The sequence below is a fragment of the Stenotrophomonas sp. FSL W7-1447 genome, assembly GCF_037966425.1.
Classification (GTDB): Bacteria; Pseudomonadota; Gammaproteobacteria; order Xanthomonadales; family Xanthomonadaceae; genus Stenotrophomonas; species Stenotrophomonas pavanii.
The window spans coordinates 2,795,484-2,813,208 of the sequence record NZ_CP150199.1; the positions used below are offsets into that span (position 1 = coordinate 2,795,484).

A 17,725-nucleotide genomic window follows, 5' to 3' on the forward strand; every position below is an offset into this window, starting at 1 on the left:
CGCGACGGCGCCCCAGGGCGCCGCCGCTCCTTCGGTAGTGTACCGCTGGTACAACCCGATCATCCGTCGTAATCACGCACAGCCGGCCAGCGGCCGGCTCTACCCGTGGCGGGTCAGATGTCGGTGTGGTGATGCGGTACGGTGGCCGGCAACGGATCGTGCCCACCCACGAAGTGACGCACCACTGGCGCACGCTCACCGCGATGCAGTGCCCGCAGGGCTTCCTGGATCGCCCTGTCATCGGCGGTGATGCGCTCATGCTGGCGCAGGTGCTCCAGCCACGATGGGGTCACGAAATACTCCAGGTGAATCCCCGGGGTTGCCACGTCCTCGACCACGCCCCAGACCACCGCGCCATCGCGGCGACGGATCGTGCCCAGCGCGCGCATCTGCGCCTGGAATGCCGCACGATCGGCATCGTCGATGCGGTACTCGAGGGTCACCAGCACCGGGCCCCGATCATTTGATACCGGCACCGACAGTTCCGGCGCCGGCCAGTGTCCGGCAGGGCGCAGATTCAGGTCCTCGGTGCCTGCAATGCGCACCCGCCACACCAGCAGTCCTCCGATCACCGCGCCGGCGGCCGCCACCAGCAATGCCAGCTCCGGCGAAGTGCGTTGCGCCAGCGCGCCCCAGCTCAGGCCGCCGGCGGCCATGCCGGCGGAAAACACCATGATGTACAGCGCCAGTGCGCGTGCACGCACCCACGCCGGTACCGCCGTCTGCGCGGCGATCTGCAGCGACGACAGCACGGTGATCCAGGCAAACCCGTTCACCAGCATCACCAGCGGCAGCACGTACCAGCTGCGGGTCAGCGCCAGCCCGACCAGGCTCAGCGCCAGCGACAACGTCGCCAGCAGCACCAGCAGGTCGCGATCCAGCTGCGCGCGCAGCTTCGGCAGCAGCAGCGCACCGCCCACCGCACCGATCCCGATGCAGCCCAGCAGCATGCCGTACTGCCCCGCCCCGCCGTGCATCTGCCCGCGCACCACCACCGGCAGCAGGGCGTTCATCGCTGCAGCGAAGAAGAAGAAGCCGACCGACTTGATCAGCACCGCCTGCAACCGCCCGGCGCGGCTGGCGTAGCGCAGGCCCGCCTTCAGGCCCGCGCCAAAGCCTTCCGGCGGCAGGCTGGACTGCTTCGGGTCGCGTTTCCAGCCCCACACCACGAACAGCATCGCGGCGAAGGTGATCGCATTGAAGCCGAACGCCCAGACCGCTCCCAGCTGGGCGACGATCACGCCGCCGACGGCCGGGCCGATCGAGCGCGCGATGTTGATGCCGATCGAGTTCAGCGCCACTGCCGAGGCCAGCATCGGCTGCGGGACCAGCTCGGACACGATCGCGGCCTGCGCCGGCATCGCCATGGCTGCACCGCAGCCCATGCAGAACGTCAGCAGCACCAGCAGCTGCGGTGTCAGCAGGTCCATCGCGGTCAACGCTGCCATGGCCGCGGCGACCATCAGCATCCAGCCCTGTGTCGCCAGCAGGTATCTGCGGCGGTCAACGATGTCGGCCAGCGTGCCGGCGGCCAGTGCCAGCAGCACGATCGGCACCGTGGTGGCCGACTGCACCAGCGCCACCATCAACGGCGAGCCGGTACGCTCGGCCATCACCCAGGCGGCGGCCACGTCATTGACCCAGGTCCCGATGTTGCTGGCCAGGATTGCCAGCCAGATCGATCGGAACATCTGGATCTTCAGGGGGGACCAGGCGCCTTCGGCCGGTACGGGTTGCGACGCGTTTGCGTTCACCATTGCCATGCTCCAACGATCGAGGCGAACAACGTGTCCTGGCCACCGGCCTGCTTCAGCGCAGGACCGGCGTCGACCCAGGCCAGCTGCAGCTGCCATTGCCAGTGTTCGCTGGCCTGCCAGCGGGTTTCGGATTTGTACTGCGTGCCGATGCGGCGCGCGCCACCGGCACTGCCCGGCAACGCCAGCAGCGGCGCCGGCGTGGTGTAGACCGCATCGGCCCGGCGATGCTTCCACGCCATCTGTACGCCCAGCTCCGTCGTCACCGCGTCGCGCAGGCGCAGGGTCAGGGTCGGCTGCACGTCCATCAGATTGGCGGGGGCCAGCAGGCTGGCCTCGCTGAAGTAGGCCGATTTCGGGAACAGTGCATTGAAGGTGCCCACGCGACCATCGCGAAGGTTGCCGTCGCCACTGGCGATATCCGCCTTCAGCCCCAGCCGTGGTTGCAGCGGCCGCTCGGTCCAGCGCCAGCCGGTGTCGGTGGCCAGCGTCCAGGCGCGGACATCCAGCGTGCCGGCGACCGTCTGCAGTTCACCGCCCTGCGCCACCAGCTCGGTGTTCCAGTCCAGCGCACCGGCCTGGCCGAACCAACGCGCACCGAGGGTCTGCCGCCGCTCGGTACCGGAGCCCGCCGCAAAGCGCGCGCCTTCACGACGGTAGTCCAGCAGGTACAGATCCCATTGCCCTGGGCCACGACCCCGCGCGGTGGTCGCATACGCGCCCCACAGGTGGGCACCGCGTTCGCCGCGGTCATCGAAGGCGCCGGGTCGGTTCTCCAGCGGTCGCAGCGCCATCAGGTCCAGCGTGCCGAGGCGGCCTTTCCAGCCTGCACGGGCACCATCGAATGCCAGCCGGATGTTCGGCCCATCGCGCACCGACAACAGCCGCGAACTGCCATAGCCGGCTTCCTGCCGGCCGAGTTGCAGGTGGAACCCACCGCGCTGCCAGCGCCAGTAGGCCTGCTGCACGTCCAAGGCGCCACGGTCGGTACGGCCCGGGCCGCCTGCCTTGCCATTCTCGGCATGCACGCCCAGCTGCAGCCGTGCCTGCCAGTTGTCCTCGGCATACGTGGCCGACGCCAGTGCACGCAGCAGGCCGTAGCCGTCTTCACTGCCGCCGATACCGAATCGGGCCGGGTCGTAGTACATCCCCCTGAGGCGCAGCGAGGCGTCCCATTGCAGTTGGCCGTCGCCCACGTCGGTGCAGCGGGGGGCGTCACAGGCCAGCGCCATCCATGGCATGGCCAGCAGCGCCAGGCTCAGAACGCGAAGCACGAGCATCCCATCGCACCCCAGAAGGCGCTCAGGTCGTCGGTGGGCGCCGCATGCTGCGCGGCATGGCCGTGAGCACCATGCGTACTGCAGGCCACACCGTGATGGTGGCGATGCGCGGCGGCCAACCCGTTGGCGGCGCCGCCAACGTGGTAGCCACCGAAGCGGTTGACCGGCGACCAGTCCGGCATCGCCGGCGGCAGCTGCGGCGCCAGGCCGGCGTAATCGCCGTCGGCGTGCACGATGCGGCCGCCGACCACGGTCAGCAGGCTGGTGATGTCGGCGATCTGCGCGTCATCAACGCGGAAGAAGTCGGCCGAAAGCAGAATGAAATCAGCCAGCTGGCCAGCTTTCAGCGTGCCCTTCACCGCTTCGTCGCCGGAGAACCAGGCACTGCCCTGCGTCCACAGGCGCAACGCCTGCTCGCGTTCGAGCAGGTTCTCCTCGCCATACAGGGCCAGGCCGCCCACGGTGCGCCCGGTCACCAGCCAGGACAACGCCACCCACGGGTTGTAGCTGGCCACGCGGGTGGCATCGGTACCGGCACCGACCGGCACGCCTTCGGCCAGCATGCGCCTGACCGGCGGCGTGTGCCGCGCAGCCTGCACACCGTAGCGCTCCACGAAAGCTTCGCCCTGGTAGGCCATGCGGTGCTGCACGGCGATACCGCCGCCCAGCGCACGGATGCGTTCGATGTTGCGCGGGGTGATGGTCTCTGCGTGGTCGATGAACCAGTGCAGGCCATCGAACGGCACCTCGCGGTTGACCTGTTCGTACACATCGAGGATGCGGGTGATGCTCTCGTCGTAGGTGGCGTGGATACGGAACGGCCAGCGTTTCTCGACCAGCAGCTTCACCACGTCATGCAGTTCGGGCTCAAGCTCCGGCGGCAGTTCCGGGCGCGGCTCGTTGAACAGCTCGAAGTCGGCCGCCGAGAACACCAGCATCTCGCCGGCACCATTGTGGCGCAGCAGGTCGTCGCCCTGGCGCGGCTGCAGGATTTCACTCCAGCCACGGAAGTCATCCACTTCCTTGCCCTTGTTCTGGGTGAACAGGTTGTAGGCGATGCGCACTGTCAGCTGGTCATCGCGGTGCAGCTGCTCGATGACCTGGTAATCCTCGGGGTAGTTCTGGAAGCCGCCGCCAGCGTCGATCACCGAGGTGACGCCCAGCCGGTTCAGTTCGCGCATGAAGTGGCGCGTCGAATTGGCCTGGTACTCGATCGGCAGGCGTGGCCCCTTGGCCAGCGTCGCATACAGGATCAGCGCATTCGGCTTGGCCAGCAGCAGCCCGGTCGGATTGCCCAGCGAATCGCGCACGATCTGCCCGCCCGGCGGATCCGGCGTGTCCTTGCTGTAGCCGCACGCACGCAGCGCGGCGCGGTTGAGCAGCGCGCGGTCGTACAGGTGCAGCAGGAACACCGGCGTATCCGGCGCGATGTCGTTGAGCTCCTGCAGCGTCGGCAGGCGCTTCTCGTTGAACTGTGCGGCGGTGAAGCCACCGACCACGCGCACCCACTGCGGTGCAGGGGTGCGGTCGACCTGGGCCTTCAACATGTCCAGGGCGTCGCCCAGCGAACGCAGGCCGTCCCAGCGCAGTTCAAGGTTGTAGTTCAGGCCACCACGGATCAGGTGGGTATGGCTGTCGTTGAGGCCAGGCAGCAGGCGCCTGCCCTGCGCGTCGATCAGCGTCGCTTCATTGCCCCAGCCGCGCATGATCTCCGCGTCGCTGCCGACGGCGACGATGCGGCCCTCCTGCACGGCCAGTGCCTGGGCATGCGGCTGCTGCGGGTCGAGGGTGGTGATGCGGGCATTGCGGATGACCAGGGTGCTCATGCGACGCTCCTTGGAAGTGGAATCGAGTGCGGCAGCGGCGCGACCGGCCAGGCCGAGCGCAACCGCGGCGCCGCTGGCCAGCATCACGGTGCGGCGGCCGTGGTCGAGGGGATCGTGACTCATGCGAAAGCTCCCGGAAGTCGTAGGCCATCCAGCGCCCAGGCCCCCGGCCCGGCCAGCGCGAGGGCCAGCAGCACCGTGGTCCACATCAGCGGGTACTCACTGCCGCCGCGCATCCAGAACCAGCCCTTGGGCAGGGCCAACAGGACGGTGAAGCCGATGAAGGCAGCGGCGGCAAGCGCGGCGATGCGGGTCTGCCAGCCGAGCAGCACGGCCAGCCCGGACAGTACCTGTAGCAGGGACAACAGCAGCGGCAACGGCGCCACTGCCGGCAGCCCGAAACCGCGCAGCTCTGCAGCAAAGCCATGCAGCCCGGGTCCACCGAACCAGCCGAACAGCTTGCCCAGCGCGTGCGGCATCAGGAAGCCGCCTGCCGCCACGCGCAGCATCAGCAGGGCCAGATCGAGGCCATGGCCAGCCAGCATGCTCAGTGCCCGCCTTCCTGCGCGCCGAACATGCGCTTGGCGTACTGGATGCCGATGCCATAGCCGCCGGCGTGGTCGCGGGCGATGCCGGTGGTCAGGTCGTAGGTTTCACCCCGTGCCCAGTCGCGCTGCAGTTCGAGCAGGTACTGCACGCTGGTCATCGGCACCGCGCCGGCCTGCACCATGCGGGTGATCGCACGCTCGTGCGCTTCTTCGCTGACGTCGCCGCAGGCATCGGTGATCACATGGACCTCGAAGCCCTGCGCCAGCGCCGACAGCGCCGGCCCAACGATGCAGACGCTGGTCCACAGGCCGGCAAGAACCAGCCGGCGCTTGCCGATGCGGTTGATCTCATCGATCACCGGCTGGTCTTCCCAGGTGTTCATCGAAGTCCGGTCGAACACCGGCTGGCCCGGGAAGATCTGCGGCAGCTCCGGGAACATCGGGCCGGAGAATGACGTCTCGGCCACCGTGGTCAACACGACCGGCACGTTGAACCCCTTGGCCCCCTTGCTGATCAGCGACACGTTGTTGCGCAGCGCGGAGATGTCGATGGTGTGGGTGGCGAACGCCATCTGCGACTGGAAGTCGATCAGCACCAGGGCGTGGTCGGTCGGCGACAGCAGGGCCGGGGCGGGCGTGGCGGTGGCAAGGCTCATGGATGGACTCCGTGGGAAACACGATCATGGGGAAGCAACAGGGCGGCGTCGCCGGCCCGATACTGGCCGGGGCTGCACCCGGTCTCCGCGCGGAAGCTGCGGACGAAATGGCTCTGGTCGAAGAAGCCCAGCTGCTGGGCCAGGCACGCCATCGGCAGCTGCGCACCCGGCAGCAACTGGCAGGCGCGCTGGATGCGGCGGCGGCGCACATAGCGCAACGGGCTGGCGCCGGTGCCGCTACGGAACAGGCGCACCAGATGGAAGCGGCTGACGCAGGCGGCGGCCGCCAGCTCGGTGACGCGCAGCGGCTGCGACAGGTGCTCATCGACATAGCGCAGGGCTCGCTGCAGTGCGGCGGCCTGCTGCGGGGCAAGCGGGATGGCGGACGGATCGGGCGGACTGACGGTGGCCATGCGGGGCGCCGCGAGGGGGTGGCCCATGGTGCGCGGCCGGCGTGCGATGCCCTACCCCCGTCGGTCGAGGCCGGCGCCTACCCGAATGGGGGAGGCCGACGGCCGAGCAGGCGGCGCCCGAACCAACGCGCGTCCAGCGAATAGGCGCCCGGCCCGACCATCAACAGCGCCGGCGGCAACACCACCAGCGGCCAAGGCGCCTGCTGCGCGAACATGCCCGCGACCGCCATCATCGCCGCCAGGGGGGTCAACACCCCCAGCGCGAGCATGGCCGCCGCCAGCAGGCACAGCAGCCACCAGCCGGCGTGCACGCCGGGCGTGCACAACGCCGAAGCCAGGCACAGCCGCAGCCACAGCAGGCCAATGCCCGGACCGCGGTCGGGGAACATCACGAACAGGCGCTGCATGGATGCGCTCCGGGAGTCATGCCGGCGTGATAGCCGACGGCGACGCCCGTTGCCTACCCCGTTCGGGTCACCCCGGGCTGCCCCACACCTGCCAGAATGCGCGCCATGCGTGGCCGCCCCTTCCCGTTCCTGCGTCGCCTGCCGGCGCTGCTGACGTGCCTGCTGCTGTTGACCGCCCTGCCCGCCCTTGCCGTGCAGCGCCCGCCGGTGAGCGGTGGCCTGCCCGATTACGAACACACGGCCTGGCGGGTCGGCCAAGGCGCGCCCGGCGACATCTGGGACATCACCCAGGACCGGGACGGCCTGTTGTGGCTGGCCACCGGCTCGGGCCTGTACCGCTTCGATGGCCGCCGTTTCGAACGGCAGCCGGCCCCGGCCGGCAGCCACTTCCCGTCCACCAACATGGTCACCCTGGCCCATGGCCACGACGGCGCCCTGTGGATCGGCTACTTCCAGGCCGGCATCAGCCGCTTCGCGCAGGGTCAGCTGCACAGCTATGGCCGCCAGCAAGGCGTGCCGGTCGGCGTGGTGCCGCACTTCAGCCAGGATCGCGAGGGCCAGCTGTGGGCGGCGATCAATGGCGGGCTGCGCCGGTTCGATGGACAACGCTGGCAGCCCATGCCGGCCAGCGCCGGGCTGCCCGAGCGCCGTGTGCAGTGGGTGCTGCACGACAGCCGGGGAACGTTCTGGGTAGTGGCCGACCTGAGGATCTGGATGCGTGCCGCCGGCCAGGCCACGTTCAAGGACACCGGCATCGCCGTCTCGCAGATGGCGACGCTGGCCGAAAGCCCGCAGGGCGAAGTGTGGCTGGCTGACCGCGTGCGCGGCACGTCGCCGCTGGCCAATGCGCAGGGCCTGCTACCGGACACCGAGCGTGAAGCGCGGCGGCTGCCGGCGCTGGTCGCCGCGCGCCTGCAATTCACCGCCGACGGTGCGTTGTGGGCCACGATGAGCCCACACGGCGGCGTCGCCCGCGTCACCTTCGCCGGCACCCAGGCCGTGCGCATGGAGCGCTTCGATTCGCCGCACGGGCTGACCGCCACCTCGGCGGTGCCGATCATCGTCGATCGCGAAGGCAATCTCTGGGTCGGCACCAATCTCGGCCTCAACCGCTTCCGCGCGCGCAGCGTGCACACCCTGGTGGTCGGCCCGAGCGATCCCTATCGCTCGCTGGTACGGGCCAGTGATGGTCGCGTGTATGGCTACGGCGAAGACCTCAGGCCCTATGACCTGCAACGCCACCTGCTGGATGGCAGCGCGCCGCAGCTGCAGGCCGCCGCGCGCCAGGCGCCCACGCCGATCTGGCAGTTCGACTGGGTCAACCTTGCGCGCACGGTGGCCGGCCACACGACGTTGATTCCGCTGCCGGCCCCGTTCACCGGGCAGCCCCTGCACGCCCTGCTGTTCCCCGACGACACCCAGGCCTGGGTCTGCACGGGGGAGCGTGGCGTCCTGCAGTACCTGCACGGCCAATGGCGGCAGGAAGGCCGTCTGCCCGAACAGGCCTGCTCATCGCTGGCGCTCGATGCCCGTGGCCAGCTGCTGCTCGGCTATGCCGATGGCCGTCTGCGCCGGATGGGAGCCACCCGCATCGACACCCTCGACGCCCGCCAGGGCCTGTCCGTCGGGCCGGTCACTGCGATACTGCAGCATCAGGAGCTGCTGCTGGTGGCCGGCGAGGCCGGCCTGGCCGCACGTCTGGGCGAGGGCCGTTTCGTTCCGGTGCGCACCGACATGGCCGGTGTGCTGGAAGGCATCACCGGCATGGTTGCAGATCCGAACGGGCACCTCTGGCTCAACGGCAGCCGCGGCCTGGTCAGGCTGGAAAGCGGCCCGTTGCGTGCGGCCCTTCGCAGCGGCCAGCCGGTCACGCCGCGCCTGTTCGATGCGATCGATGGCATGCCCGGCATCGCCCTGCAGAGCGGGCCGATCGCCACTGCCGTCCTGGCCGATGACGGCCTGCTGTGGCTGGCCACCAACCAGGGCCTGGCCTGGCTCGACACGACCCGTTCCCACGTCAATGCGATGGCGCCCAGCGTCCGCATCGGCGAAGTGCTCTATGGCAGCATGCATGCGCCATTGCGCGACGGCCTGCGCCTTCCAGCCGGCACCAGCCAGTTGCAGATCGACTACGTGGCGCTGTCGCTGGCGCGCCCGGAACGCAACCGCTACCGCTACCGACTGTCCGGCGTCGATGACGGCTGGCAGGATGCCGGCAGCAGCACCCGCGCGTACTACACCAATCTGGCCCCGGGCAAATACCGGTTCGAGGTCGAAGCGGCCAACGAAGACGGCATCTGGAGCTCCGCACCGGCCAGCCGCAGCTTCCGCATCGCACCCACCTTCGTGCAGACGGTGTGGTTCAAGCTGCTGTGCGCCGCCGCGATACTTGCGCTGCTGGTGATGGCGGTGCGCATCCGCAGCGGGCAGCTGGCCGCACTGTTCCGCGCGCGCCTGCAGGAACGCAATGGCGAACGCGAACGCATCGCACGCGACCTGCATGACACCCTGTTGCAGGGCAGCCAGGGCCTGATCCTGCGCCTGCATGCGATCAGCCAGTCAGCGCAGACGCCCGAGCCGGTGCGCAGCCAGCTGGAATCGGCGATGCAGCTGGCCGAACGCAACCTGGCCGAGGGCCGCGAGCGGGTCAATGCCCTGCGCGAGGGCCCCTTCGCCGGCCGCGACCTTGCCTCGGCGCTGGCCGATGTGCACGCCGAGTACGCCGGGCACGGCACCAACCCACTGCGCTTGACCGTCGAAGGCACGGCGCCATCGCTGCAGGCCGACGCGGCCGAAGAGGTGTTCCTGATCGGCCGGGAGGCCATCCGCAATGCACTGCGCCACGCCAGTGCCAGCGCCATCGAAGTAGAGCTGTCCTACGGCGCGCGGTGCTTCCTGCTGCACGTGCGCGATGATGGCGTGGGCATCGCCGACGAAAATGCAGGCCATGGCCATTGGGGCCTGCAGGGCATGCGTGAGCGCGCGCAGCGCCTCGGCGCGGAGCTGCAGCTGTGGACCCGCCCCGGGCTGGGCACTGAAGTCGCGCTGGCGGTTCCCGCCCGGCGCCTGTATCACCGCCGCCCCTCACGCTGGCGGTGGCCCTGGAGAAGAACATCCCATGAGTGAGTCCCCTGCCCCGATCGGCGTGCTGGTGGTCGACGACCACCCGCTGCTGCGTGACGGACTGGCCGCGCTGCTGGGCGCCCAGCCCGACCTGCGCCTGCTGGGCGAAGCAGCCGACGGCGAGGAAGCCATCGCCTGCTACCAGCAACTACGGCCGGACGTAGTGCTGATGGACCTGCAGATGCCACGCCTGGATGGCGTCGAGGCCATCGTGCGGATCCGCGCGATGGACCCGCGCGCGCGCATCATCGTGCTGACCACCTACCGTGGTGACGTACGCGCGGTACGGGCACTGCAGGCCGGCGCCAGCGCCTACCTGCTGAAGGACATGCTGCGCCACGAACTGGTCGATACCATCCGCATGGTCGCCGGTGGCCGCCGCGCGCCGATTCCGCCGGCGGTGGCGGCCAGCATTGCCGCGCACGTGGTGGAAGACCGGTTGTCGCCGCGCGAGACCGAGGTGCTGCGGCATGTGGCCGGTGGCCTGTCGAACAAGCGCATCGGCGAGCGCATGCAGATTTCCGAGCAGACGGTGAAGGCACACATGAAGAGCCTGATGGACAAGCTAGGTGTGGGTGATCGCACCCATGCGGTCACCCAGGCACTGCGGCGCGGCATCATCAGCCTGGACGACAGCGGGCACGATTAGCGAGTGTTCGGCAGGGCCTGCAGCCCTGCACCCGCGGTAGTGCCGGCCGCTGGCCGGCAACCTCAACAGCAAAATCAAAAGCGGGCTCTCCGTGGGATGGCGGGTGGTAGGTGTCGACCTTGGTCGACACGGTAGATCCACGCCATGCGTGGATGAATCTCTGGCAGATATCGAAATACATCTGGGGTCAGATCCGTTTTCCTCCGGAAAACGGATCTGACCCCGAGAGCGGTTCCAACAGACCGCAGGTGCAGGGCTGCAGGCCCTGCCAATCACCCCTACTTCAAACGCAGCAGCAGGCTGCTGCCCGCACACACCACCGCCAACCAGGCCACGCCGTGCCATCCCCATTGCGCCAGCGCCAGGCTGCCCAGCGCGCCACCGGCCGCCATGCCGATGAACATGCCCGTGAACAGGAGCGCATTGAGGCGACTGCGCGCCGGTGGCACCAGGCCGTAGACCAGCGTCTGGTGCGCCACCAGCGCCGACTGGAAACCGAAGTCGAACAGCAATGCACTCACCACCAGCAGCGGCAGCAGCGCAGCGACCGGCAGCCAGGCTTCGGCCAGCAGCAGGCCGAAGCCCAGCAGTGCCACTGCGATCGCCAGCCGCGCCACCGCATGGCTGCCCAACCGATCGGCGAAGCGGCCGGCGAACGGCGCGGCCAGGGCACCGGCCGCACCGGCGATACCAAACGCACCGGCCGCAGCACTGCCCAGGCCCAGGCGTGCGTGCAGCATCAACGCCAGCGTCGACCAGAACGCGCTGAAGCCCACGGCCAGCAGCGACTGGCTGGCCACGGCGCGGCGCAGTTGTGGCTGCTCGCGCCACAACGCCAGCAACGAACCCAGCAGCGCCGGATAGCGCAAGGTGCTGGTCGGTGCAAAGCGCGGCAGCGCGCGCGCCATCACCGCGCCCATCGCGGCCACTGATACCGCAGCCAGTACGAACTGCGTGCGCCAACCCCATGCTTCAGCCACCACGCCACTGACCACGCGCGACAACAGGATGCCGAGCAGCAGGCCAGTCATCACCCGGCCGACGATCTGGCCCCGCTGCGCGTCCGGTGCCAGCACCGCCGCGGCGGGCACGATGTCCTGCGCCAGCGTGGCCATCAGCCCGACCAGCAAGCTGGCCATCAGCAGCCCCGGCAGGTGCCCGGCCATCGCTGCGGCGCCCAGTGCCAGCGCCAGCAGCGCGGACTTCAACAGGATCAGGTTGCGGCGGTCGAAGCGGTCGCCCAGCGGTGCCAGCAGCAGGATGCCCAGCGCATAGCCGAGCTGGGTCAAGGTCGGCACCAGGCCGGCGGCGCGTTCACCTGCGCCGAGGTCCTGGGCGATCAGGCCCAGCATCGGCTGGCTGTAGTACAGCGAGGCGACCGAGAAGCCGGCGCCCGCCGCCATCGCCAGCACCAACGGCATGGACGGTGCGGTCGCGGGTGCGGCGGCGACGGACAGCGAGGGGGTAGACATGGGGAAGTCCGGTGGAGGAGGTGGGCGTATCCTGCCTGTATTCGCTTGGCGTCTGTAGTAGGCTCCTGCACATACACTTCATACGTGCCACGCATGAATGACCTTGCCACCGGGGCCGATCGCCTGGATCTGCTGCGCACCTTCCTGCGCATCGTCGATGCCGGCAGCCTGTCTGCCGCAGCCGTGCAGCTGGGCACCACCCAGCCGACGGTCAGCCGGCGCCTGCAGGCGCTGGAGCGTCAGCTCGGCCTGCGCCTGCTGCAGCGCTCCACCCACGGCCTGCAGCTGACCGAGGACGGGCTGCGCTGCCAGCGTCATGCGCAACGCGTGGTCGACGAATGGGAGTCGCTGCAGGCCGAGCTGCAGGGCGCACCGGAAACGCTGCGTGGACGCCTGCGGGTGATGGTGCCGCACGCCTTCGGCCAGGCCCAGCTGCTGCCGACCATGCTGGCCTTCCTCGCCCAGCATCCGCAGCTGAGCCTGGAGTGGATCCTGGAAGATCGCCGCCCCGACTTCGTCGCCGAAGGCATCGACTGCGCGGTGCGGGTCGGCCCGGTGGACGAGCCGCGCATGGTCGCGCTGCCGCTGGCCGAAGTGCCGCGCATCGTCGTGGCAGCGCCCTCGCTGGTGCAGGCCGCGGTGGTGCGCACGCCGGAACAGGCGCAGTCACTGCCGTGGATCTCGCTGGTCACCTATTACCGCGAGCGCCTGCTGCTGCATGACGCGCAGGGGCGCGCGCACACGCTGTCGATCAGCCCACGCCTGCTGACCGACAACCTGTTCGTGGTGCAGCAAGCCGCGCGCGCGGGGTTGGGCGTGGCGGTGGTCTCGGCCTGGCTGGTCGCAGAGGACCTGGCACAAGGGCGCCTGGTGCAGCTGCTGCCGGACTGGCAGGCACCGGCGCTCCCGGTGCACGTGGTGTTTCCTGCCGCGCGCCAGCAGCCGCCCCGGCTGCGCGCCTTCATCGACGCGATGAAGGCCGCGCTGCCGCAGCTGCACGGAATGCGGCCGGCACCGCGCTAGCGCCCGCTCACATCATCCACGCATGGCGTGGATCTTATCTCTTGCCGATCTGGCACCTTGGGTGCCGAGAGCCCGGCGTGGGCGACCGTGTGGATCCAGGTCTTGCGACCGAGAAGTAGCTTGGGTCCCCACGCCGGATTCTCCCTGAACCGCCCGAACAGTTGGTTGAGTTGGCGCTCGAACTGATAAGACTGGGCAAGCGGGGAGAGCTCTCGACCCTGTCAGCCTAGCGGAGTTCTGCCATGTTTGGGATCGGGATTGATGTGAGCAAAGCCACGCTGGATGTGGCCGTCCATGGAGAGCAGTTTCGCCAATTCAGCAACGACAAGCGTGGCTTTTTACGCTTAATTCGGTGGCTGAAGACGTGGCCGATCAAGCAGGTTGTTCTTGAGGCAAGCGGGGGTTACGAGCGTGCTGCTCTGGATGCACTGCACGCCGCCGGCCTGCCGATGGTGCGAATCAATCCGGCGCGTGCACGGCGATTTGCCCAAGGCACGGGCCGTGCCGCCAAGACCGATCGGCTCGATGCGACAGTGCTGGCGCAGATGGCCCATTTGTTACCGCTGACCCGCTACGTACCGCCTGCCCCTTGGCAGCAGCGTCTGGCTGAATTTGCGCAATGCCGCAGGCATCTGGTGCAGATGCGCGTCAGTGAGATGCAGCGCTTGCGGCGATTGGTCGATCCGGATCTGATTGCGATGAAGCAACGCTATATAGCTCAGCTATCTGACGACCTGAAGCAACTGGACAAAGCTATTGCCGAGCAGCTTGAGGGACAGCCTGGCTGGAAGAACATCGGCGCGCTCAAAGGCGTCGGCCCCATCCTGATCAGCACACTGGCCTGCGAGTTGCCCGAACTGGGCAGCTTGGGAAGCAAAGCCATAGCGTCGCTGGTGGGGTTGGCCCCGATGAACCGGGAAAGTGGCACCTGGCAGGGCCAACGGCGGATCAGTGGTGGGCGCGCGGTGGTACGCGAAGCCCTTTACATGGCGGCCCTGACGGCCATCCGGTACGAGCCAAGACTGCGCGCGTTTTACGCTGGCCTGAAGGCCAAGGGCAAAGCGAGCAAGGTGGCGCTCGTGGCGGTCATGCGCAAAATGCTGGTGATCCTAAACGCCCGTAAGCGGGACGCCGAGGTGGCCCTCGGCTGCCCCTGACAAGACAGTTGCTACTGACCATACGGATAGATCCACTCCATGCGTGGATTCCGTTCGAGGCCACAGGGTCAGAGCGCTTCCCGGCGGGAGGGGATCGGACCCTGTCGATCATTGCGCCTTGGCAGCCTCGGCATTCCACGCCGCGACCTTGGCCCTGGTGTCGGCCAGCATCTTGTCCAGCGCGGCACGGTCATACACGTTGCCACGCAGCACCACGCTGTCGATCTTTTCGGTGGCGGCGATGTCCTGCAGCGGGTTGGCGGTCAGCAGCACCAGATCGGCGGCCTTGCCCTGCGCGACACCACCGTAGCGGTCCATCTGGCCGAACCAGGCCGGGCCGGAACGGGTGGCGGCCGACAGCGCCTGCGGCGCGCTCAGGCCCTCCTTCACGAACAACTGCAACTCCTGGTGCAGGGCGATGCCCGGGAAATTGAACGAATTGAGGAAGCCCGCATCAGTGCCGGCGATGATCGTGACCCCCGCTTCCTGCAGCATCGGCAGCACGGCAGCCACCTGATGATACTGCGCGTGGCGCGCCTCGATCTGTGCCGGCGTGGCCTTTGCCGCACGGTCCACGCGCCATTGGTAGGTCGCGCGCAGGCCGGGGCCGATGTAGGCCAGGTACGGGTCGTTGGCATGGTCATCCTGGTCGAGGAAATCGAGGATGCGGCCGCCGTTGAGGGTCGGGGTCACGAACACGCCACGCTTGGCGAAATCACGGTAGGCATGCATCGCCGTGTCACGGTCGAAGCTTGCATCGAGGCGGCGGTTGGCTTCGGCGCGGTCGATGCGGCCTGCGCCGAAGTCGGCGGCGATCTGCGCTTCGTCCTTGCTGCCGGCCTTGAATGCGTAGTCCAGATGCTCGATCGAGACCAGGCCGGCATCGACCGCCTGCTCCACGGTCAGCGCCATGGGAATGTGGCCCGAGGCCTTGAAGCCGGCCTTGCGCGCGGCACCGGCCGCGTACAGGAACAGCTCCGGCGTCAGCGTGCTGTCGGTGATCTTCACGAAATCGACCTTGTCATGCTGCAGGCGGGTGATCGCCTGGTCGACGTCGGCTTGGCTGCCGACTTCGATCGTCCCCTTCCACACCGGCTTGATGCCTTCGATCTTCGCACCCGAGCTGAGCAGGCGCGGGCCGAACAGCGTGCCCTTGGCAATTTCACCGCGCCACTGCAGCACCTGCCCGGGCAGGTCGCCGGAACAGTCACGCACGGTGGTGATGCCGTGCGCGATGTACAGCGGCAGCAGCGCCTTGTTCTCTTCGATCAGCGCCGGGCCACCGCCGAAGTGCACGTGCATGTCCCACAGGCCCGGGATCAGGTACTTGCCCTTGGCATCGATCTGGCGGGCTGCGCTCCACTGGCCGCGCAGCTGGGCGTCCGGGCCGACCGCAACGATGTCCTCGCCACGGATCACCACGCTCTGCCCGGCCCGGGTGCTGGCATGTTCCACGTCGACCACGGTGGCGTTGCGGATCAGCAGGTCGGCGCGCTCGGCAGCAGACGCCGACAGCGGCGCCACCGCAAGGAGGATGGCAAGGGACAACGGACGGGAACGGAACATGGACAGCATCCTGGTGGGCACGCCCAGCGTGCGGGTGGAAGGGGTTTGCATTCAGCGCGTCGCGCCGTGCTGGCGCAACAGGGTTTCAATGCCGGCATAGCCGCGCTGGCGCGCGTGTGCCAGCGGCGTCACGCCATCACCGTCAGCCAGCTCGGGATCGGCACCGGCATCGAGCAGCAGCTGCACGATCTGCACGTGGCGCGCGCCGCCATCGCCAAGCAGGATCGCTTCCAGCAGCGCGGTCCAGTGCAGGCGGTTGACATGATCCACCGCGACGCCGGCGCGCAGCAGCGTGCGCACGGTGGCCACGTGGCCACGCTCGGCGGCGGGAATCAGCGCGGTGCCGCCATAGCGGTTGGTGCTGTGCAGATCGGCGCCGTGCGCCAGCGTCATCGCCAGGATCTCGTCCAGCCCACGCGCACCGGCATACAGGTAGGCGCTGTCCTGCAACGCATCCTTGGCGTTGACGTCGGCGCCGGCTTCGATCAGCGCGCGCGCGGCCTCCACGTTGTTGCCGTGCGTGGCCAGCAGCAGCGCCGTGCGGCCCTGGCCATCGCGCGCCTCCAGCGTGGCGCCCTCCTCGATCGCCTGTCGCACCGCATCGTCGTCGCCGCGACTGGCGGCATCACGCAGGCGGCCATCGACGTCGGCTTTGGACGTTGCGGTGCAGGCGGGCGTGGCCAGGGCCAGCAGGCACAACAGCAGCACGCGCGCGAAGGGCGCAGGCCTGGCAGCAGAACAATGGAAGCGCATGACGTGTCTCCTCGTGTCCGTCGCACGGAATGCCGGGCGGCGGTGGCAGCAGCCGGGCATTGCCGGGCCGTGGCCTGCATGGTAGAAGTCGGCCGGGGTATCCAGAAGTGAAATGTTCAAATGGCTGACAGTGCCAAATCGAATAGAACGCTGTTCGAACTGGACCTGCTGCGGGCGCTGGTGATGGTGGCCGACTGCGGCAGCTTCACTACGGCAGCCACGCGCCTGCATTCGACCCAGTCCACGGTCAGCCAGAAGGTGCGCCGGCTGGAAGCGTTGGCGGGGCATCGCCTGCTTGAACGCGGCCACCGCGATGTCCATCCCACCGATGCCGGCCACACCCTGCTCGGCTACGCCCGGCGCATGCTCGACCTGAACGAGGAAATGGCGCAGGCACTGGCCGGCGCCACGGTGGAGACCGCGGTGCGCATCGGCGTTCCCGAGGACTTCGTCAATGCGCAGACCACGCGCATGCTGGCCGCCTTCAGCCGTCGCCACCCGCAGGTGAAGCTGGAGATCAGCAGCGGCCTCAGCCGCGACCTGGCACAGGGTTTCGACCACGGCGAGCTGGACCTGGTGCTGGTCAAGCAGCGCCGCAACAGCCGCCAGGCGGTGCACTGCCGCCGCGAGCCGATGCACTGGATCGACAGCCTGCGCAGCAGCTGCCTGCAGCAGGATCCGCTGCCGCTGGTCACCTTCCCGCCGCGCGGGCTGTACCGCGACGAGATGATCCACGCCGTGGAAGCACTGGGCCTGCGCTGGCGCATCGCGTTCACCAGCTCGTCGCTGAGTGGCATCCAGGGCGCGGTGGCCGATGGCATCGGCATCAGCCTGTTGCCGCGTCGGGCGGTCGCCCGCGATCACCGCATCATCGATGGCGATCGCGCGCTGCCGGTGATCGACAATTACGAGATCGGCCTGTTGCACCGCGCGGACGCTGATGACGCCGTGCGTGCGCTGGCCAGCGAGCTGTGGCGGCAGGTACAGCGCGAACCGGAGTGACCACAGTGGATCCACGCCATGCGTGGATGCATCCCGCTCGACGTCGTCCCTTGCGGCGGCAAGCGGGAAAGCCGGCGAGCATGGCCGGCACTGCAG

Annotated in this window: 15 protein-coding genes; 5 read left to right on the forward strand and 10 right to left on the reverse strand. The window is 68.8% G+C overall.

The window, feature by feature from the left end; translation table 11 throughout:
- Window positions 1-113: 113 nt before the first annotated feature.
- The 7 genes from NSQ78_RS13180 to NSQ78_RS13210 all read right to left on the reverse strand — a co-directional run bounded on the left by NSQ78_RS13180 (window position 114) and on the right by NSQ78_RS13210 (window position 6,884).
- Window positions 114-1,757 (reverse strand): MFS transporter, encoded by a 1,644-nt coding sequence (locus tag NSQ78_RS13180; protein ID WP_057493752.1) that lies wholly within the window; start codon window positions 1,755-1,757, stop codon window positions 114-116.
- Window positions 1,751-3,034, reverse strand: a complete 1,284-nt coding sequence (locus NSQ78_RS13185) for an alginate export family protein (RefSeq protein ID WP_064238736.1) — start codon at window positions 3,032-3,034, stop codon at window positions 1,751-1,753. Before NSQ78_RS13185 ends, NSQ78_RS13180 begins: the two co-directional genes overlap by 7 nt.
- Complete coding sequence (locus NSQ78_RS13190) at window positions 3,013-4,860, reverse strand: amidohydrolase (protein WP_188238353.1); 1,848 nt, start codon at window positions 4,858-4,860, stop codon at window positions 3,013-3,015. Before NSQ78_RS13190 ends, NSQ78_RS13185 begins: the two co-directional genes overlap by 22 nt.
- A gap of 119 nt (window positions 4,861-4,979) precedes the next feature.
- Window positions 4,980-5,405, reverse strand: coding sequence for a DoxX family membrane protein (locus NSQ78_RS13195; protein ID WP_064238738.1), 426 nt, complete (start codon window positions 5,403-5,405; stop codon window positions 4,980-4,982).
- A gap of 2 nt (window positions 5,406-5,407) precedes the next feature.
- On the reverse strand, window positions 5,408-6,064 hold the full coding sequence (locus tag NSQ78_RS13200) for a hydrolase (RefSeq protein WP_014647472.1): 657 nt from the start codon (window positions 6,062-6,064) through the stop codon (window positions 5,408-5,410).
- Complete coding sequence (locus tag NSQ78_RS13205; protein WP_049465175.1) at window positions 6,061-6,477, reverse strand: AraC family transcriptional regulator; 417 nt, start codon at window positions 6,475-6,477, stop codon at window positions 6,061-6,063. Before NSQ78_RS13205 ends, NSQ78_RS13200 begins: the two co-directional genes overlap by 4 nt.
- Window positions 6,478-6,554: 77 nt before the next feature.
- A complete protein-coding gene (locus NSQ78_RS13210) occupies window positions 6,555-6,884 on the reverse strand; it encodes a hypothetical protein (RefSeq protein WP_049465174.1) in 330 nt (109 codons plus the stop codon).
- A 96-nt stretch (window positions 6,885-6,980) separates the two neighbouring features.
- On the opposite strand from NSQ78_RS13210, the gene NSQ78_RS13215 reads away from it, so the two are divergent.
- Both NSQ78_RS13215 and NSQ78_RS13220 read left to right on the forward strand, forming a co-directional pair.
- Window positions 6,981-10,010: a sensor histidine kinase gene (locus NSQ78_RS13215; protein ID WP_149901793.1), complete on the forward strand. Its 3,030-nt coding sequence runs from the start codon at window positions 6,981-6,983 to the stop codon at window positions 10,008-10,010.
- Window positions 10,003-10,656 (forward strand): response regulator transcription factor, encoded by a 654-nt coding sequence (locus NSQ78_RS13220; RefSeq protein WP_049469363.1) that lies wholly within the window; start codon window positions 10,003-10,005, stop codon window positions 10,654-10,656. The genes NSQ78_RS13215 and NSQ78_RS13220 overlap by 8 nt, the downstream gene beginning before the upstream one ends.
- A 278-nt stretch (window positions 10,657-10,934) precedes the next feature.
- On the opposite strand, the gene NSQ78_RS13225 is transcribed toward NSQ78_RS13220, so the two are convergent.
- Window positions 10,935-12,128, reverse strand: a complete 1,194-nt coding sequence (locus tag NSQ78_RS13225) for an MFS transporter (RefSeq protein ID WP_064238740.1) — start codon at window positions 12,126-12,128, stop codon at window positions 10,935-10,937.
- Window positions 12,129-12,221: 93 nt separating this feature from the next.
- On the opposite strand from NSQ78_RS13225, the gene NSQ78_RS13230 reads away from it, so the two are divergent.
- Entirely contained in the window at window positions 12,222-13,151 is a 930-nt protein-coding gene (locus NSQ78_RS13230) for a LysR family transcriptional regulator (protein ID WP_064238741.1), read from the forward strand.
- Window positions 13,152-13,393: 242 nt separating this feature from the next.
- Complete coding sequence (locus NSQ78_RS13235; protein WP_064238742.1) at window positions 13,394-14,308, forward strand: IS110 family transposase; 915 nt, start codon at window positions 13,394-13,396, stop codon at window positions 14,306-14,308.
- Between the two features lie 108 nt (window positions 14,309-14,416).
- Here the strand turns inward: NSQ78_RS13235 and NSQ78_RS13240 are convergent, their stop codons facing one another.
- Together NSQ78_RS13240 and NSQ78_RS13245 are read right to left on the reverse strand one after the other, a co-directional pair.
- Complete coding sequence (locus NSQ78_RS13240; protein WP_064239659.1) at window positions 14,417-15,874, reverse strand: amidohydrolase family protein; 1,458 nt, start codon at window positions 15,872-15,874, stop codon at window positions 14,417-14,419.
- Between the two features lie 51 nt (window positions 15,875-15,925).
- On the reverse strand, window positions 15,926-16,627 hold the full coding sequence (locus NSQ78_RS13245; protein WP_064238743.1) for an ankyrin repeat domain-containing protein: 702 nt from the start codon (window positions 16,625-16,627) through the stop codon (window positions 15,926-15,928).
- Between the two features lie 120 nt (window positions 16,628-16,747).
- Between NSQ78_RS13245 and NSQ78_RS13250 the strand changes: the two genes are divergently transcribed.
- Entirely contained in the window at window positions 16,748-17,629 is an 882-nt protein-coding gene (locus tag NSQ78_RS13250; RefSeq protein ID WP_064238744.1) for a LysR substrate-binding domain-containing protein, read from the forward strand.
- Window positions 17,630-17,725 lie beyond the last annotated feature (96 nt).

Coding starts and splice junctions, on each gene's coding strand:
- NSQ78_RS13180 (WP_057493752.1), bottom strand. CDS start 1,757: ATGGTGAACGCAAACGCGTCGCAACCCGTACCGGCCGAAGGCGCCTGG.
- NSQ78_RS13185 (WP_064238736.1), bottom strand. CDS start 3,034: ATGCTCGTGCTTCGCGTTCTGAGCCTGGCGCTGCTGGCCATGCCATGG.
- NSQ78_RS13190 (WP_188238353.1), bottom strand. CDS start 4,860: ATGAGCACCCTGGTCATCCGCAATGCCCGCATCACCACCCTCGACCCG.
- NSQ78_RS13195 (WP_064238738.1), bottom strand. CDS start 5,405: ATGCTGGCTGGCCATGGCCTCGATCTGGCCCTGCTGATGCTGCGCGTG.
- NSQ78_RS13200 (WP_014647472.1), bottom strand. CDS start 6,064: ATGAGCCTTGCCACCGCCACGCCCGCCCCGGCCCTGCTGTCGCCGACC.
- NSQ78_RS13205 (WP_049465175.1), bottom strand. CDS start 6,477: ATGGCCACCGTCAGTCCGCCCGATCCGTCCGCCATCCCGCTTGCCCCG.
- NSQ78_RS13210 (WP_049465174.1), bottom strand. CDS start 6,884: ATGCAGCGCCTGTTCGTGATGTTCCCCGACCGCGGTCCGGGCATTGGC.
- NSQ78_RS13215 (WP_149901793.1), top strand. CDS start 6,981: ATGCGCGCCATGCGTGGCCGCCCCTTCCCGTTCCTGCGTCGCCTGCCG.
- NSQ78_RS13220 (WP_049469363.1), top strand. CDS start 10,003: ATGAGTGAGTCCCCTGCCCCGATCGGCGTGCTGGTGGTCGACGACCAC.
- NSQ78_RS13225 (WP_064238740.1), bottom strand. CDS start 12,128: ATGTCTACCCCCTCGCTGTCCGTCGCCGCCGCACCCGCGACCGCACCG.
- NSQ78_RS13230 (WP_064238741.1), top strand. CDS start 12,222: ATGAATGACCTTGCCACCGGGGCCGATCGCCTGGATCTGCTGCGCACC.
- NSQ78_RS13235 (WP_064238742.1), top strand. CDS start 13,394: ATGTTTGGGATCGGGATTGATGTGAGCAAAGCCACGCTGGATGTGGCC.
- NSQ78_RS13240 (WP_064239659.1), bottom strand. CDS start 15,874: ATGTTCCGTTCCCGTCCGTTGTCCCTTGCCATCCTCCTTGCGGTGGCG.
- NSQ78_RS13245 (WP_064238743.1), bottom strand. CDS start 16,627: ATGCGCTTCCATTGTTCTGCTGCCAGGCCTGCGCCCTTCGCGCGCGTG.
- NSQ78_RS13250 (WP_064238744.1), top strand. CDS start 16,748: ATGGCTGACAGTGCCAAATCGAATAGAACGCTGTTCGAACTGGACCTG.